This is a genomic window from Bradyrhizobium sp. SZCCHNS2022 (assembly GCF_032377575.1).
GTDB classification, from domain to species: domain Bacteria; phylum Pseudomonadota; class Alphaproteobacteria; order Rhizobiales; family Xanthobacteraceae; genus Bradyrhizobium; species Bradyrhizobium aeschynomenes.
Window position 1 is genome coordinate 6,999,436 of the sequence record NZ_JAUHHZ010000001.1, and the last position, 16,209, is coordinate 7,015,644.

Consider the following 16,209-nt stretch of genomic DNA (forward strand, 5'->3'; position numbering starts at 1 on the left):
CGCGGCCGGTACTGGCGAGGCTGTCGCTGGATCGCTATCCTCGACGCAATGATCATGACAGGCGGGAGGAGCGTTCATGCGAAGCGTCAGGATCGGCGCCGGCGCCGGCTATTCCGGTGACCGCATCGAGCCCGCGATCGAGCTCGCCGACAAAGGCGGGCTGAACTATCTCGTGTTCGAATGCCTCGCCGAGCGCACCATTGCGCTGGCGCAGCAGGCGCGGCTGAAGGACCCGCAGACCGGCTACGATCCGCTGCTGGCTGCGCGCATGCAGGCGGTGCTGCCGCTCTGCTGCGCCAACAAGGTCCGCATCGTCACCAACATGGGCGCGGCCAATCCAGTCGCGGCGGCCGAAGCCACCCGCGCGATCGCGCGCAAGCTCGGACTGACGGGGATCAGAATCGCGGCCGTCACCGGCGACGATGTGCTGGAGCAAGTGAAGGCAGCCGATGCCACGCTCGACACCGGCGACACGGTCACCAGTCTCGGCAATCGCATCGTCTCTGCCAATGCCTATGTCGGCGCGCGCGCCATCGCCGAGGCGCTCGCGGCCGGCGCGGATGTCGTGATCACCGGGCGGGCCGCCGACCCGGCGCTGTTCCTCGGCCCGCTGGTTCACGAGTTCGGCTGGGCGATGGATGATTGGGACCGGCTCGGGCAGGGGACCGTCGTCGGCCATCTCCTGGAATGCGCCGGCCAGATTACCGGCGGCTATTTCGCCGACCCCGGCTTCAAGGATGTGCCCGAGCTCGCCCGCCTCGGATTTCCCATCGGCGAGGTGCGCGAGGATGGCGAGCTGATCGTCACCAAGGTCGCAGGCTCCGGCGGCTGTGTCACGCCGGCCACCGTGAAGGAGCAGCTGCTCTATGAGATCCACGATCCCGCGGCCTACTATCAGCCGGACGTGGTGGCGGATTTCTCGCAAGTCACGGTCGAGGCGATCGGTCCCGATCGGGTCAAGGTCATCGGGGGCCGCGGCAAGCCCAAGACCGGCTTGCTGAAGACCTCGGTCGGCTATCTCGATTCCTACGTCGGCGAAGGCCAGATTTCCTATGCCGGTCCCGGCGCCGTCGCGCGCGGCCGGCTCGCGCTCGACATCGTCCGCGCGCGTCTGGCGCTGACGGGCGTGGCCATGAGCGAGCTGCGCTGCGATCTGATCGGGCTCGATGCGTTGCATGGAGAGAGGCTCGCGCAAGGCCGCGAGCCCTCCGAGGTGCGCGTTCGTGTCGCAGGACGGACCGAGACGATGGCCGAGGCGGTCAGGATCGGCAACGAGGTCGAGACGCTCTACACCAACGGACCGGCGGGTGGCGGCGGCGCGTGGAAATCGGCGCGCGAGGTGATCGCGGTGGCGTCCTGCCTCGTTGCCGAGGACGCGGCGCAGCCCTGCGTTGGCATGCTGGTGGCCTGACATTTCCAGCACTTCACGGATCGGATCATCCGGCGCAAGGTGCCGTCATGGTTACGGTGACCGTGCACAGCGAGAAGCAGATCCATGTATGACGTCATTGTCGTCGGCGGTGGCTCCGCGGGAGCAGCCGTCGCTGCGCGCCTGTCGGACGATTCCGAAAGGCGGGTTCTGCTGCTCGAGGCGGGAGCGGACTGGCGCGCGGCCGACGTGCCCTGGGAGATTGCGACGCCGAACCCGATTCCGATCATTCATGACCGCGCATTCCAGGAGAAATGGCAGTGGCCGCAGCTGATGTCGCGCCGGGTGGCCGGGCAGGACATGCGGTTCTATTGGCGCGGCAAAGGCCTCGGCGGCAGCTCGATGATGAACGGCCAGATCGCGATTCGCGGCGTGGCCGATGCGTTCGACGAATGGGCCGCCAATGGTTGCTCCGGATGGTCGGCGCGGGAGATCATGCCGCTGTTCTCCGTGATCGAGGATGATCTCGCCTTCGGCGACCGCGGCGGTCATGGCCGCGGCGGTCCGCTGCCGGTGTATCGCGCGCCGCCGGAGCAATGGGGCCCGATCGATCGGGCCTTGCGCGATGCGGCGCTGGCGAGCGGCTATCCCTGGTGCGACGATCTCAACGGACCCGATGGCGAGGGCGTCGCCTGCTATCCGATCAACAGCCGCGACAGCCGCCGCATCTCCACCAACGAGGGCTATCTGGAGCCGGCGCGGAGCCGCGCCAATCTGGAGATCCGCGGCCGCGCGCTGGTCGATCGACTGCTGATCAGCGATTCCAGGGCCACCGGCGTGCGCATCCATCTCGAAGCCGAGGGCACAAGGGACATCGCCGCGCGCGAGATCGTGCTGTGCGCCGGCGCCATTCACAGCCCGGCCATCCTGCTGCGCTCGGGCATTGGGCCGGCGGCGGATCTGCAGGCGATGGGCGTCGGCGTCATCCGCGATCTTCCCGTCGGCCGGCACTTCTTCGATCATCCGCTGTTCCGCACCACCATCCAGCTGCGCGAGGCGCTACGTCCGACCGATCGCGACACCCGCCACACCAATTGCTGCGTCACCTATTCGTCGGGCCTGGCCGGCGGCGGCAAGCGCGACATGATCCTGATTGCCTTCAACCATCGCGGCATCGGCGTGCCCGGCGCGATCGGCGCCGGCCTGTTCAACGCCTTCTCGCGCGGCACGCTGAAGCTCGCCTCGATCGACCCGGCCGTCGACCCGATCGTCGAGGAGAACATGCTGGCCGATGTCAGGGACATCGCACGGATGCGCGATGCGGTGAAGCGGCTGGCCGTGATCACGACACAGCCGGCGCTGCAGGGCGTTGCGGATTGGATCCGCCTCGGCGATACGCCACTCACCTTGCCGCAGGCGGCCGCGCTGCCGGATGCCGAGCTCGACGCGCTGCTGCGCCAGATCACCGGCGACATCCAGCACGCCGCGGGAAGCTGCCGCATGAGCGGCTTCGACGACGATGCCGGCGTGGTCAATCCGGACGGCACCGTCAAGGGCATCGCCGGCCTGCGCGTCGCCGACGCCTCGATCATGCCGTCCGATTGCCGCGCCAACACGCATTTCACCACGGTCGTGATCGGCGAGGCGATCGCACGGATGATGCGGCAGCGGTGAGCTGACGAGCTTCATGGGGAACTCCTCACCCTGAGGAGCACGCCGAAGGCGGGCGTCTCGAAGGGCGAGGCCACAGCGCGGGCCTCATGGTTCGAGACGCGCCTTCGGCGCTCCTCACCATGAGGGGCTAAAGCCGGCGGCACCGCCGACCGGACCGTGAAGGAGCGGCCGGGGTCTCTCCACGACGTCATTGCGAGCGCAGCGAAGCAATCCAGGGGCCACATGCGTGGCCCTGGATTGCTTCGTCGCTGCGCTCCTCGCAATGACGATGGAGAGAGGGCGTCCGGTGGCAGGTGATGCAGCCGCTGACCTTGAACCTCACGCGATCGCGAACCGCAGGCCGGCGCGGGCGCGGCCGCCGGAGATCGCGATCGGGGTGCCGTCGGCGCGCCAGCACGCGGCGCCCGTCATCGTGCCGTCGTCGCCGAACGCGATCGCATTCATGCCGCCGGCGACGACCGGCTCGCGCTTGATGTCGTGGCCGCGTGCCGCGAGCTCCCTCGCCACATCGTCGGGGAAGGCCGGCTCCAGCTCCAGCACGCCGCCCTGCGTCCACAGCCGCGGCGCCTCCACCGCCTCCTGGAGCGACATGCCGTGGTCGATCAGGTTGACCAGCGCCTGGAACGCCGAGGGGAAGATGCGCAGGCCGCCAGGAAGACCAAGCGCATAACGCAGCTTGCCGTCGCGCAGCGCCATCATCGGCGCCATCGAGGTGAAGACGCGCTTGCCGGGCGCAATCGACAGCGCGCGGCCCGGATGCGGATCGAAATTGTACATGTAGTTGTTGGCGGTCATGCCGGTGCCCGGGATCTGCACGCAGGCGCCGAACAGGCCGTTGATGGTCTGGGTGGACGCGACGACATTGCCCTCGGCATCGGCCACCGTGACATGCGTGGTGTTGGCGGATTCGGTCGGCGACAGTCCGGGGGTGAAGCTCTGGGCGCGGGCCATATCGATCTGCGCACGCCGCTCGGCGGCGTAGGCCTTCGACGTCAGGCGGTCGACCGGCACGTCGACGAAGGCCGGATCGGCGGTCGCGACCGCGCGATCGGCGAAGGCGATCTTCAGGGCCTCGGCGAGCAGATGCGTTCCGTCGGCCGAGCCGAAGCCGAGCGCGCCGACGTCGAAGCCCTCGAGGATGTTGAGCATCTGCGCGATGTGCACGCCGGACGAGGAGGGCGGCGGCGGGCCGAGGATTTCATAACCGCGATAGGAGCCGCGAATGGGCTCCCGTTCGATCACGCGGTAGGCTTTGAGGTCTGCGAGATCGATCAGACCGCCTTGGCCGGTCATGTAGTCGGCGAGCGCGGTCCCGAGCGGTCCATCATAGAGCGCATCCGGTCCCTGCCCGGCGATCAGCCGCAGCGTCGCGGCGTAGTCGCTCTGGATCACGCGCGTGCCGGCTTTGACTGCCTCGCCGCCCGGCAGGAACAGCGCCGACAGATTCGGATCTCGGGCGAGATCGCTCGCGACCTGCCGGGCGCAGTCGTTGAGATAGGCGCTTGCGACGAAGCCATGCTCGGCGAGCCGGATCGCGGGCGCCATCACCTCGTGCAGCGGCAGCCGGCCGAATCGCGCCAGTGCCTCGCACCAGCCTTTCACCGCGCCCGGCACCGCGACGGCCAACGCGCCGACCGCGTTGCGGCGGTCGCGCGTCTCGCGGGCCAGCGCGATCTCGTCCGACACCGGATCATACATGTCGGCGCTGGCGCGCCGCGGCGCGGTGCTAAGGCCGTCGAGCACGATGTGGCGGCCGTCGGCGAGCCGGATGTGCGACAGTCCGCCGCCGAGAATGCCGACCATCATCGGCTCGACCACGGTGAGCGCGAACAGGGCTGCGATCGCGGCATCGATCGCATTGCCGTCGCGCATCAGCATCTCGGCGCCGGCGCTGGAAGCCAGCGGATGGTTGGTCACCACCATGCCGCGCGCGCCGGTCGCTGGCTGCTTTTCGCAGGTGAAGTCGGCGATGCGGTGGCTGGACGAAGCCATTCGGTGTCTCCTCTGTCGCACTCGATCCTGACCGATCCGTTGCGTCAGGGGAAGAGCGTCGCCGCAGGGACGAACTGATAGGTGCGCGACGCATGGCTCGGCGCGTATCGATCTCTCCCGCCGCGTTCTCATCGCCGCGCATCTATGTTAGGGCTTCCAGCAGTTCCACTTCGCGAGCCCAGCTGATTTCATGCCTCATTACGATCTGATCATTCGCGGCGGGCGTGTGCTCGACCCGGAAACGAACCTCGACACGACGGCGGACGTCGCCATCAAGGATGGCGCGATCGCCGCGGTCGGCGACGTCGGCAGTGCGGCCGATCGGATGATCGACGCGGCGGGCCTCGCGGTCGTGCCCGGCTTCATCGATCTGCACGCGCACGGCCAGTCGCTGCCGGCGGACCGCATGCAGGCGTTCGACGGCGTCACCACGACACTGGAGCTCGAGGTCGGCGTGATGCCGGTGGCGCGCTGGTATGATGAACAGGCGGCGATCGGCCGTACGCTCAACTACGGCGCGGCAGCGGGCTGGGTGTTCGCGCGCATCGCGACGATGACGACGCAGCAGACCGCCTCGACCATCGGCGGCATGGGCGAGGCGATGCGCGACAAGCGCTGGGTCGAGGAGGTCGCGACACCGGCCGAGACCGCGGAGATCGTCGAGCGCACCAAGCAGGCCCTCGACCAGGGCGGCCTCGGCATCGCCTTCCCGAACGCCTACGCGCCGGGGACCGGCATGAAGGAGCTGTCCGAGCTGTGCAGCCTCGCGGCGAAGCAGGACGTACCGACCTACACCCACATCGCCTACATGTCGAATGTCGACCCGCGCAGCTCGGTCGATGCCTATACCCGGCTGATCGGCCTGGCCGGCTCGACCGGCGCGCACATGCACATCTGCCATTTCAACAGCACCAGCCTGCAGGACGTCGAGCGCTGCGCCGAGCTGGTGCAGACCGCGCAGAGGCAGGGCCTCAAGGTCACGACGGAGGCCTATCCCTACGGCACCGGCTCGACGGTGGTCGGCGCCGGCTTCTTCGCCGATCCCGCGTTCTGCCAGCGCATGGGCACCGGCTATGACGCGATCGAGATGGTGGCCGAGCGGCATCGCCTGGGCAGCCGCGACGAGTTGTTGCAACGGCAGCAGGAGGACCCCGGCGCGCTGGTGCTGATCCATTTCCTCGACGTCGCCGTGAACCAGCGCCACCGTGATCTGCTCGACGTCTCCGTGCTGTTCCCGGGCGGCGCCATCGCCTCCGATGCGATGCCGTGGATTCTGGCCAACGGCACCGACTACACCGGCGACGCGTGGCCGCTGCCTGACGACGCCGTGTCGCATCCGCGTTCATCGGCGACCTTCACGAAATTCCTGCGCGAATGGGTGCTGGACCGCAAGACGGTGTCGCTGATGGACGGCATCGCCAAGTGCACGCTGATCCCGGCGCAGATCCTGGAGACATCGACACCCGCGATGCGCAGGAAGGGCCGGCTGCAGGCCGGCTGCGACGCTGACATCGCCGTGCTCGATCTCGAGAGCTTGCGCGACCGCGCCGACTTCCTCAACATGAACCGGGCATCGGAAGGCGTCAGGCATCTGCTCGTCAACGGCGCGTCCGTCATCAGCGACGGCGATCTCGTGCGCGATGCGCGGCCGGGACGCGCGGTGCGCCGGCCCGTGCTGTCATGATCGTTCCCGTCCTGCTCGTCGCCGGCGCGCTCGGCGCCGGCAAGACGACGTTGCTGAACCATCTGCTCGCCAATCCGGACGGCCGGCGCATCGCCGCCATCGTCAATGATTTCGGCGCCGTCGACATCGATGCGCAGCTGCTCGGCACGGTGACCGAGGAGGTGATCAGCCTGAAGAACGGCTGCATCTGCTGCTCGCTGCAGGGTGACCTGCTGCGCACGCTGTCGTCGGTGATCAAGCGCGATCCGGCGCCCGATGCCATTGCGATCGAGACGTCGGGCATCTCGGATCCGGCCGAGATCATCCGCAACCTGATGGACCCCGTCATCTTCAAAGTCGCGCCGCTCGAGACCGTGGTGACCCTGGTCGATCCGCAGCGGCTGCATGACGAGCCGGCGCTGGAGCAGGATGGGCTGTGGCGCTCGCAACTGCGCGCCGCCGACTTCGTGCTGCTGACGAAAGCGGATCTCATCGCACGCGACGCGCTCGACGAGGTCCGCGCCGTCGTCGGCCGCTACAAGCCGCAATCGGCGATCTTCGACATTGCGCATGGCGACGTTGCGCCGGACCTGCTGTTCAGCCGCGACCTGCGCGCACCGCGGACGCTGCCGCCGCGCGCGCCGAGCTCGCCGCTCGCGTTCGCAACCGTCACCTGGACGTCGCAAGCGCCGCTGTCGCTGGCGCGCTTCCAGCAGGTCATCGGCAGGATCGCGCCCCGCACCTTGCGCATCAAGGGCGTTCTGCTGTTCACCGAGCATCCCGCTCAGCCGATCCTGTTCCAGTCGGTGGCGACGCGCGGCACGCTGGCGCCCTCACCGGTGTCGCCGGCCGACGGGCTCACGGCGCAGCTCGTGCTGATCGGACGCGAGGGAGAGTTCGATGCGGACGAGCTGGACGCTCTCCTGCGAGGCGTGGAGGAGTCGTAGATCCGCGTGAGAGGATGGTCGTGCTCAGCCCGCCCGGCGCAGCGTCGTCGCGCCGGCCTCGGCCCAGGTGCACCCGCCGCCGCCGGCGCGCTTGGCCACGTAGAGCGCATCGTCGACCCGCCGCAGCAGCTCGTCGACCGCCTCATCGGTCAGCGGCTGATCGCTGACCAGCAGACCGGCACTGGCGCCGATCAGCACCGGGATATCGGAAAGCAGGAATGGCATCGACAGCGCGCGGACGGCCTCGCGCGCGAGCTCCAGCGCGTCGTCGCGTCCCTGTGCGCCGCCGGCCACCGGCCTCAGCAGCATGAACTCGTCGCCGCCGAAACGTGCGGCAAGGCCACCCGAGCCGACGCAGTCCGACAGCCGGATCGCGACCTGACGCAGCAGCTCGTCGCCGGCATGATGGCCGTGCCGATCATTGACGGGCTTGAAGCCGTCGAGATCGATGGCAACGATGGCGACGCTGCCAGTCGTCCGTTCGAGTGCGGCGAGAAACGCCGCGCGGTTCGGCAGCCCGGTCAGGAAATCGTGGTTGGCCTGGCGCGCCAGCGCGTGCTTGGCCTCCAGCCGCTCGATGAAGGCGGTGCTGAGATGGCGCGATGCCTCGCGGATCGAGAACCAGAACAGCACGAGCATCGCCGCGCCGAGCTGATAGGGCAGTTCGGGACGCATCAGCCCGGCGATCAGCGTGGGTGCGAACAGCACGGCCGTCGTCGTCAGGACGACCCACGGGCGGATCGCCGCGCGGGACACCATGCCCACGCAATAGGACATCGACAGGCCGAAGGCGATCCACGCGCCGGGCGCGTCGTTCAGCTGAAAGGCGCGGAAGGTGAGGGCGCCGAGCGCAAGGCCGAAGGCCGCGGCGCCGGCCGCATAGACCTTCTCCCACAGAATCACGTCGGGGTCGGACAGGCGCCCGCCATGCTGCTTGTAACGGAGCAGGCTGACCACGCGACCGATCGCATTGACGATGATCGCGAACGTGATCGCGATATAGCCGGGGTCGCGATGCATGACCGCGAGCGTCACCGACCCGGTGATCGCGGCCGCGTTGATCGACATCACCTGCGGCAGGGACGTGTAGAGGAGATCGACGAGCTCGCGCCGGATCGCCGGATTCGGATGAATGAATTTTGCGAGCAGCCCATGTCCCATGGCGCCACCATGAGACAGCTTTCCTAACAGTTGATGGCCGCGGCCGCTCTCCGCGCCGCAGGTTCGCAATTACCTTAAATCTTCGTCAATGCGTCTCCGGTCCGGTTCACGGAGCGCGGCTGGGGTCGCTCGTCGCATAGATCGGCGTCGCCGTCGACATCCGCGGCGACATCGTCGCCGCCGTTGCCACTCTCGGCGTATCCGCCTTCGGCGCGTCCGCCTTGATGTCCGCCTTGGCGTCGGCCCGCATGTCGGGCTTGGGCGGGTCGAGCTTCAGGGGGCGCAGTGGCTGGCGCTTGGCCATCGCGTCCAGGACGGCGCGGTTGGTCTTCTCGATCCGCTTGGCCGCGGCCACATCGGCGAAGGCGCGGTCGAACTTGCGCATGCGGTAGAACACGATGCCGCGATCGATGTAGGCGTCGTAGTAGCGCGGATCGAGCTGAATCGCGGCGTCGAGGTCAGCCAAAGCGGCGTTCAAATCACCCTTCTGGAACGACGCCATGCCGCGGTCGCGATAGGCCCGGGCCTCGTTGGACGTCGTGCCGCCGGGCAGGGTTGCGTCCGAGACGCAGGCGGCAGTCGTTGCCTGGCCGCAGGACGCATGCTCCTGCTCGGCTGAAGAGACCGCGTCGACCTTGCTGACCCGGATTGGCAGCGGCTCGGCTGCGGTGGCGGCACTGCCGGTGGTGACGCCGGCCGCCGGCTCGCTGCCGGCATTCGCAGCCGCCTCGCCTGCCGTCGGCGCGACGGACGCGCTTTCGATCGGGTTGGCGGGCACCTCATGCGGCTTGACCTTGTTGGTCGCGACCACGATCGGCTCGAGGGGCGCGACGGACGCCGCCGACATATGGGTGAAGAGCAGATAGCCTGTCAGCGCCATGGCGGAGGCGCCGGCCAGCGCCATCACGCCGGAGGCCACCTTGTGCACCCTGGCCGCGACGACCAGCTTGGACTCCTGCCGATGCTCGTCCCGCGCCGCGCCGAGCAGACGGTCGTAGGCCGTGCGCTGCTCCTTGTCGCCGAGAATGTCGTTGGCGCGGATGATCTGGCGAAACCGCAGCGCGGCGTCGGGATCGCCGGGATTGATATCAGGATGGCTCTCTTTGACCGCCTTGCGGAAGGCCGCCCGGATGTCCTCAGCGTCATCGTCCGGAAGAGCTCCGAGTAAATCGTAAAGCGTCTTCATGGTCGCACTCGCTGCAGGCTTCCTTCGTCTCCGATCGAAAATCCTACGGCGAATTTACGCTGGAGCACTCGAACTAACTGTTTCCGCTTGGCATGATGATCGGTCAATCCGGCGGAAAAATGACTGAAAATGGCGAACTCGGCAGCCATTTCTGCCGAGCTCGGAACCGTCGCGCGCGTACATCCTCGTCGTGATGAGCGCAATCGGAGATTGAATCGTGTTGCTCGGACCGGCTCCCGACCTCCGCTCTCACTCCTGCCGAGGAGAAGGTTTGAAGCCGGATTCAACGACGCTGGCTGACCGGCCGTCATCACGCCGGAGGCGCATCGGGCTTCCCAGCGCGAGGTGGGGGCAGGCGGTCTGCTTGCCGAAGCGGCGGCCCGGCCGCTATACCCTCCGCATGACCGAATTTCATGGCGTCTTTCCCTATCTCGCCTCTCCGATCAATGCCGAGGGTACGATCCGCACCGACGTGCTCGGGCGGCTCTGCGACGACCTGATCCATGCCGGCGTGCACGGGCTGACGCCGCTCGGCTCGACCGGCGAGTTTGCCTATCTCGATCGCGCCCAGCGCATGGCGGTGGTGGAGGCGACCATCGAGGCAGCCAAGGGGCGCGTTCCCGTCATCGCCGGCGTGGCCTCGACCGCGATCGCCGATGCGGTGGCGCAGGCCAAGGCCTACCAGAAGCGCGGCGCGACCGGGATTCTGGCAGTGCTGGAAGCCTATTTCCCGGTCAGCGATGCCGGCATCGAAGCCTATTTCCGGGCGATCGCCGATGCCGTTGACGTTCCCGTGGTGATCTACACCAACCCGCAATTCCAGCGCTCGGACCTGTCGCTCGACGTGATCGCCCGGCTCGCCGAGCATCCGCGCATCAACTACATCAAGGACGCTTCGACCAACACCGGGCGGTTGCTGTCGATCATCAATCGCTGCGGTGACGCCATCAAGGTGTTCGCGGCCTCCTCCCACATTCCGGCAGCCGTGATGCTGATCGGCGGCAAGGGCTGGATGGCGGGACCGGCCTGCATCATCCCGCGCCAGAGCGTGGAGCTCTACAATCTCTGCAAGGCGGCGTGCTGGGACGATGCGCTCGCGCTGCAGAAGAGGCTGTGGCGCGTCAACGAGGCCTTCGCCCGCTTCAACCTCGCCGCCTGCATCAAGGCCGGCCTGTCGATCCAGAGCTACGACGTCGGCGACCCCGTACCGCCGCAGGCGGCGCTGACATCAGAGCAGCGCAAGGTCGTCGAAGAGGTGCTGCTCGCCCTGGGGTGACACTCAGATGACGGCCCCGCTCTCTCCGCCGTCATTCCGGGGCGGCCCGAAGGGCTGAGCCCGGGATCCATACGCCGTGTCCCTTCCATTGGGCAGTCTCGGAGACATCGAGCTTCCAGACTGCCGTTCGTGGTTATGGATTCCGGGCTCGCGCTACGCGCGCCCCGGAATGACGGCGGTGGTTGTGTCGTCCGGCAAATCCGCTAAAACCCCATGCAATTACATTGAACTGGCCAAGGATTCTCGAATGAACATTCTTCCCAACAACATGCGCTTCGGTGCGGGGCAGCCCGTGAAACGTCTGGAGGATCAGCGGCTGCTGACCGGGAAGGGACAGTTCATCGACGACAAGCCGGAAGACGGCGCGCTCTGGCTGTACGTGCTGCGCTCGCCGCATGCCCATGCCAAGATCCTCTCGATCGACAGCGCTGCCGCCCGCGACATTCCGGGCGTCGAGGCGATCTACACCGGCGCGGATCTCGTCGCCGACGACATCGGCAGCATCCCCACGCTCGCGATCTTCAAGCGTCCCGACGGCAAGCCGATGACGGTGCCGCCGCGCCGCCTGCTCGCGCATGAGATCGTGCGCTACACCGGCGAGGCCGTCGCGGCCGTGGTCGCCACGTCGCGCGTGATCGCGCAGGAGGCGGCTGAGGCGATCGTGGTCGACTACGAGGTGCTGCCGGCGGTGACCGATCCCGTGAAGGCGATTGAGCCGGGCGCGCCCGCGGTCTGGGCCGAGGCACCCGACAACATCGTCGCCGCCATGAGCTATGGCGATGCCGCCAAGGTCGAGCAGGCCTTCGCCAGCGCCCCGCACAAAGTGTCGCTCGACATCACCAGCCAGCGTCTGGTGCCCTCCGCGATGGAGCCGCGCTCGACCATTGCCGAGATCGAGAAGAAGACCGGCCGGCTGTTGTTGTACGTGCAGTCGCAGACCCCGGCCTCGACCCGCGACGTTCTCGCCGACGCCGTGCTGAAGCGGCCGAAGGAGAGCATCCGCGTGCTGGTCGGCGACATCGGCGGCGGTTTCGGCCAGAAGACCAACCTCTATCCCGAGGACGGCATCGTCGCCTATGCCGCGACCAAGCTGTCCAAGAAGATCCGCTGGCGCGCCGAGCGCACCGATGAGTTCGTCGGCGGCACCCATGGCCGCGACCTCACCTCGACCGCGGAGTTCGCGCTCGATGCCAAGGGCAAGGTGCTGGCCTATCGCGTGCGCTCGATCGGTGCCACCGGGGCCTATTCGTCGGGCGCAGCCAACATCATCCCGCTGGTGCTCGGACCGTTCGTGCAGACCGGGGTCTACGACCTGCCGCTGGTGCATTTCGAGGTGAAGACCGTCATGACGCATACGGCGCCGGTCGGTGCCTATCGCGGCGCCGGCCGTCCCGAGGCGGTGTTCATCGTCGAGCGGCTGTTCGACACCGCCGCGCGCCAGATCGGCATCGATCCGCGGACCATCCGGAAAGCGAACTACATCAAGCCGGCGCAGCTGCCCTACACCAACGCCGTCGGCCAGGTGTATGATTCCGGCGCCTTCGCCCACATGCTGGAGCGCGCCGCCAAGCTCGCCGACTGGGACGGCTTCAACGCGCGCAAGCGCGAGGCGAGGAAGCGCGGCATGCTCTATGGCCGCGGCCTGACCAGCTACATCGAATGGACCGGCGGCCGCGCCCACACCGAGAAGGTGTCGCTGCACGCGACGTCCGAGGGCCGCGTCATCCTGCATTCCGGCACCATGGCGATGGGGCAGGGCCTGCAGACCACCTACACGCAGATGATCTCCGACACGCTGGGTATCCCGCTCGACAAGATCGACGTTGTGCAGGGCGATACGGACCTGGCCACTGGCTTCGGCAGCGTCGGCTCGCGCTCGCTGTTCGTCGGCGGCACGGCGGTCGCGGTGTCGTCGAACGACCTGATCACCAAGGCGCGCGAGAAGGCGTCGAACCTCTTGGAGACGGCCGTCGAGGACATCGAGTATCGCGACGGTGTCCTCACCGTCGTCGGCACCGACCGCCGCATCAGCCTGTTCGACATCGCCGGGAAGGAGCAGGGCGCCAAGCTGTCGGTCGACAGCGAAGGCGAGGTCGACGGACCGAGCTGGCCGAACGGCACGCATATCTGCGAGGTCGAGATCGATCCGGACACCGGCATCAGCCGCGTCGTGCGCTACACCACGGTCGACGACGTCGGCGTCGCGGTGAATCCGATGCTGGTGGCGGGCCAGATCCACGGCGGCGTCGCCCAGGGCATCGGCCAGGCGTTGTACGAGAACGTCGCCTACGACGCCGACGGCCAGCTGTTGACCGCGACCTATCAGGACTACTGCATCCCGCGCGCCGACGACGTGCCGCCGATCGTGGTCACGCTCGACGATTCCGCGCCGTGCAAGACCAACCCGCTCGGCGCCAAGGGCTGCGGCGAATCCGGCGCGATCGGCGGCCCGCCCTGCGTCACCAACGGCGTCATGGACGCGCTGTTCGAGCTCGGCATCACCAACCTGCAGACCCCGCTGACGCCGGAAAAGGTGTGGGCCGCGATCCGCGATGCGAAGGCGAAGAAGGCGGCGTAAGACCCGACAAATAGGGCGCGACGCTCTCGCCAGAGCGACGGTCCGCTCCCTCTCCCCGTTCTTACGGGGAGAGGGCTGGGGTGAGGGGCAGCCACACGGGCGGTGCGAGTAGTTAAACTCCATTCCTGTCTGTTCAACTTCACCTTGATCCAGGAGAGTTAGTTGGGCCCGAATTGACGCTTCCCGTGCGGCTGCCCCTCACCCCAGCCCTCTCCCCGTGAAGAACGGGGAGAGGGGGCGCACCGCCGTCGGCGCGGCTATTTGCGGTCCACCGGCAATTCGAGCACCACACTGAAATCGCGTGCCTCGCCGCTGAAGCCCAGCCTGCCGCCGTGCGCTGCTGCAACCTCGTTGGCAATCGCGAGGCCGAGGCCGGAGCCGTGGGAGCCGTCGCTCTTCTGGAACGGCGACAGCATCCGTTGCTGTGTGTCCGCCGCGATGCCGGGGCCGTCGTCCCAGACGATGATCGTGACGTGTGCCGGCGCGCGCTCCACCTTCACCATCAGCCGCGTCCGCGCGCCATGCGCCAGCGCATTGTGGATCAGATTGGCGAGTGCCTCGCGCAGGCTGATGGCGTCGGCTGCGACGACGACATCGTCGTCCGATTCCACGAAGCTCACGGAGACTTCGCGATCCAGCGACAGCGGCACGCTCTGCGACAGCACGGACTTGGCCAACGCGTTGATGTCGGTCGCAGCAAACCGCGGAGCCTGGGCGCGGTGCTGGATCATGGCATGATCCAGCAACTGGCTGGTGAGGCGGGCGAGGTCGGAGATGCGGCCGCGTAGCCGGTCGAGCGCCTTGGGATCGCTCGTCTGATCGGTCAGCAGCTCGACCTCGGCATCGATCGCCGCCAGCGGCGTCCGCAACTGATGCGTGGCGTCGGCGATGAAGCGCTGCATCAGCGCGATGCGTTCGGCGAGGCGCTGCATGAAGCCGTCGATGGCGCCGACCAGCGCACGGACCTCGCGCGGCGGCGTGATCGCGATCGGGCTGAGATCGTCCGGCCGGCGCTTGACGATCTCGGCCTCGATGCGCGTCAGCGGTGCGAAGACGAGACGGAGACATAGCGCGGTCGCAACCAGCGCCAGCAGGCTCATCGCGGCGATCAGGCCGATCGCCTTGGAGGCGAGATCCCAGGTCAGCGCATCACGGGCGCGCAGGGTCTGCGCCAGCACGATCTCGCTCCAGCCCTCGCCCGGCGCGCCGTCGAGCCGGCGCGCCACAGCGGCAATGCGCACCCGCTGGTCGCGGTAGACGCCGTCGCGCAACACCACGCCTTCGCGCAGCGCGCTCTTGGGTGCCTGGATCGTGAGATCGTCATAGCCGGCGACGACGACGCCGCGCGGATCGGTGACGCGGTAGAAGACGTGGTCATAGGCCGACAAGGTCGCGAACGCCGCCGCCGGCGGATCCAGCGTCACCACGCCGCCCTGCATGTAGATGTTTTCGGCGATTTGCACGGCGCCGCCGGCGAGCAGCTTGTCATAGGCATCGCGCGCGGCCGTCGCCGCATATTGCCAGGCGGCGAGGCTGAGCACGACGGCGCCGACCGCCAGGATCGCGCCGATCGCGATCAGCAGCCGCGCGCGCAGCGACGTTCTGAGGTCACGAAGCGTGGAGCTGATAGCCAAGGCCGCGCTCGGTCTTGATCTCGACGGTCGTTGCCGCGAGCTTGCGCCTGAGACGCGCGATGAACTGCTCCACGGCGTTCGGGCTCGGGTCCTGGTCGAAGCTGAACAGCTGCTCCACGAGCTCCTCCTTGGCGACATAGCGGCCCTGGCGCGCGGCCAGGATCTCCAGCACGGTCAGCTCGCGTCGGGTCAGGTCGAGCGGCTGGCCGGCGACGCTCGCCGTGCGGCCGGCGCGGTCGATCACCAGCGGCCCCAAGGTCAGCAGATTGTCGGACTGCCCGGCGGCGCGACGCAGCAGCGCGCGGGCGCGCGCCTCCAGCTCGCGATAATCGAACGGCTTGATCAGATAGTCGTCGGCGCCGAGGTCGAGCGCGCCGATGCGGTCGTCGACCGCCGAACGCGCGGTCAGCACCAGCACCGGCGTGCGCAGGCCGCGCTTGCGCAGGTGCTTGAGCACGGCGAAGCCGTCCATGTTCGGCAGCATCACGTCGAGCACGATGAGATCATAGCTCTGCACCTCGATCAGCTCGCTCGCGGTCCGGCCGTCCTTCTCCCAGTCGACGGCGTAGCCGATCCGCTCGAACCGGCTGGTCACGGCGGCGCCGATCTCGGGCGTGTCTTCCACCAGCAGGATGCGCAAGGTCGTCGTCTCGGTCCCGGAGTCAGGTTCGCGTCAGCCTCCTCCTCTATCACTTCGAATAAGGGCGCCGAAGTGCACCGGGCGAAATT

Annotated in this window: 11 protein-coding genes; 6 read left to right on the top strand and 5 right to left on the bottom strand. The window is 68.0% G+C overall.

Features of this window, described 5'->3' with window-relative positions; genetic code table 11:
- Nucleotides 1-76 precede the first annotated feature (76 nt).
- On the top strand, nt 77-1,411 hold the full coding sequence (locus QXZ94_RS31290) for an acyclic terpene utilization AtuA family protein (protein WP_315724926.1): 1,335 nt from the start codon (nt 77-79) through the stop codon (nt 1,409-1,411).
- 84 nt (nt 1,412-1,495) lie between these two features.
- On the top strand, nt 1,496-3,043 hold the full coding sequence (locus QXZ94_RS31295) for a GMC family oxidoreductase (protein ID WP_315724928.1): 1,548 nt from the start codon (nt 1,496-1,498) through the stop codon (nt 3,041-3,043).
- Between the two features lie 318 nt (nt 3,044-3,361).
- Here QXZ94_RS31295 and ggt read toward each other — a convergent pair whose 3' ends face one another.
- Nucleotides 3,362-5,035, bottom strand: a complete 1,674-nt coding sequence (gene ggt, locus QXZ94_RS31300) for a gamma-glutamyltransferase (RefSeq protein WP_315724930.1) — start codon at nt 5,033-5,035, stop codon at nt 3,362-3,364.
- A gap of 190 nt (nt 5,036-5,225) precedes the next feature.
- Between ggt and QXZ94_RS31305 the strand changes: the two genes are divergently transcribed.
- Together QXZ94_RS31305 and QXZ94_RS31310 are read left to right on the top strand one after the other, a co-directional pair.
- The gene (locus QXZ94_RS31305) at nt 5,226-6,719 is read left to right on the top strand and encodes an amidohydrolase family protein (RefSeq protein ID WP_409998778.1); all 1,494 of its coding nucleotides are present in this window, start codon (nt 5,226-5,228) and stop codon (nt 6,717-6,719) included.
- Nucleotides 6,716-7,645, top strand: coding sequence for a GTP-binding protein (locus tag QXZ94_RS31310; RefSeq protein ID WP_315724932.1), 930 nt, complete (start codon nt 6,716-6,718; stop codon nt 7,643-7,645). Before QXZ94_RS31305 ends, QXZ94_RS31310 begins: the two co-directional genes overlap by 4 nt.
- Before the next feature lie 24 nt (nt 7,646-7,669).
- Here the strand turns inward: QXZ94_RS31310 and QXZ94_RS31315 are convergent, their stop codons facing one another.
- Together QXZ94_RS31315 and QXZ94_RS31320 are read right to left on the bottom strand one after the other, a co-directional pair.
- The gene (locus tag QXZ94_RS31315; RefSeq protein ID WP_315724934.1) at nt 7,670-8,806 is read right to left on the bottom strand and encodes a GGDEF domain-containing protein; all 1,137 of its coding nucleotides are present in this window, start codon (nt 8,804-8,806) and stop codon (nt 7,670-7,672) included.
- Nucleotides 8,807-8,912: 106 nt separating this feature from the next.
- Complete coding sequence (locus tag QXZ94_RS31320) at nt 8,913-9,992, bottom strand: DnaJ domain-containing protein (protein WP_315724936.1); 1,080 nt, start codon at nt 9,990-9,992, stop codon at nt 8,913-8,915.
- 400 nt (nt 9,993-10,392) lie between these two features.
- Here QXZ94_RS31320 and QXZ94_RS31325 point away from each other — a divergent pair, with 400 nt between their 5' ends.
- Nucleotides 10,393-11,268 carry a dihydrodipicolinate synthase family protein gene (locus QXZ94_RS31325; RefSeq protein WP_315724938.1) on the top strand — a complete coding sequence of 292 codons (876 nt, stop codon included), beginning with the start codon at nt 10,393-10,395 and terminating at the stop codon, nt 11,266-11,268.
- Between the two features lie 247 nt (nt 11,269-11,515).
- The gene (locus tag QXZ94_RS31330; RefSeq protein ID WP_315724940.1) at nt 11,516-13,846 is read left to right on the top strand and encodes a xanthine dehydrogenase family protein molybdopterin-binding subunit; all 2,331 of its coding nucleotides are present in this window, start codon (nt 11,516-11,518) and stop codon (nt 13,844-13,846) included.
- Nucleotides 13,847-14,103: 257 nt separating this feature from the next.
- Here the strand turns inward: QXZ94_RS31330 and QXZ94_RS31335 are convergent, their stop codons facing one another.
- Nucleotides 14,104-15,480, bottom strand: a complete 1,377-nt coding sequence (locus QXZ94_RS31335; RefSeq protein ID WP_315724942.1) for a sensor histidine kinase — start codon at nt 15,478-15,480, stop codon at nt 14,104-14,106.
- Nucleotides 15,455-16,120 carry a response regulator transcription factor gene (locus QXZ94_RS31340; protein WP_315724944.1) on the bottom strand — a complete coding sequence of 222 codons (666 nt, stop codon included), beginning with the start codon at nt 16,118-16,120 and terminating at the stop codon, nt 15,455-15,457. The genes QXZ94_RS31335 and QXZ94_RS31340 overlap by 26 nt, the downstream gene beginning before the upstream one ends.
- Nucleotides 16,121-16,209 lie beyond the last annotated feature (89 nt).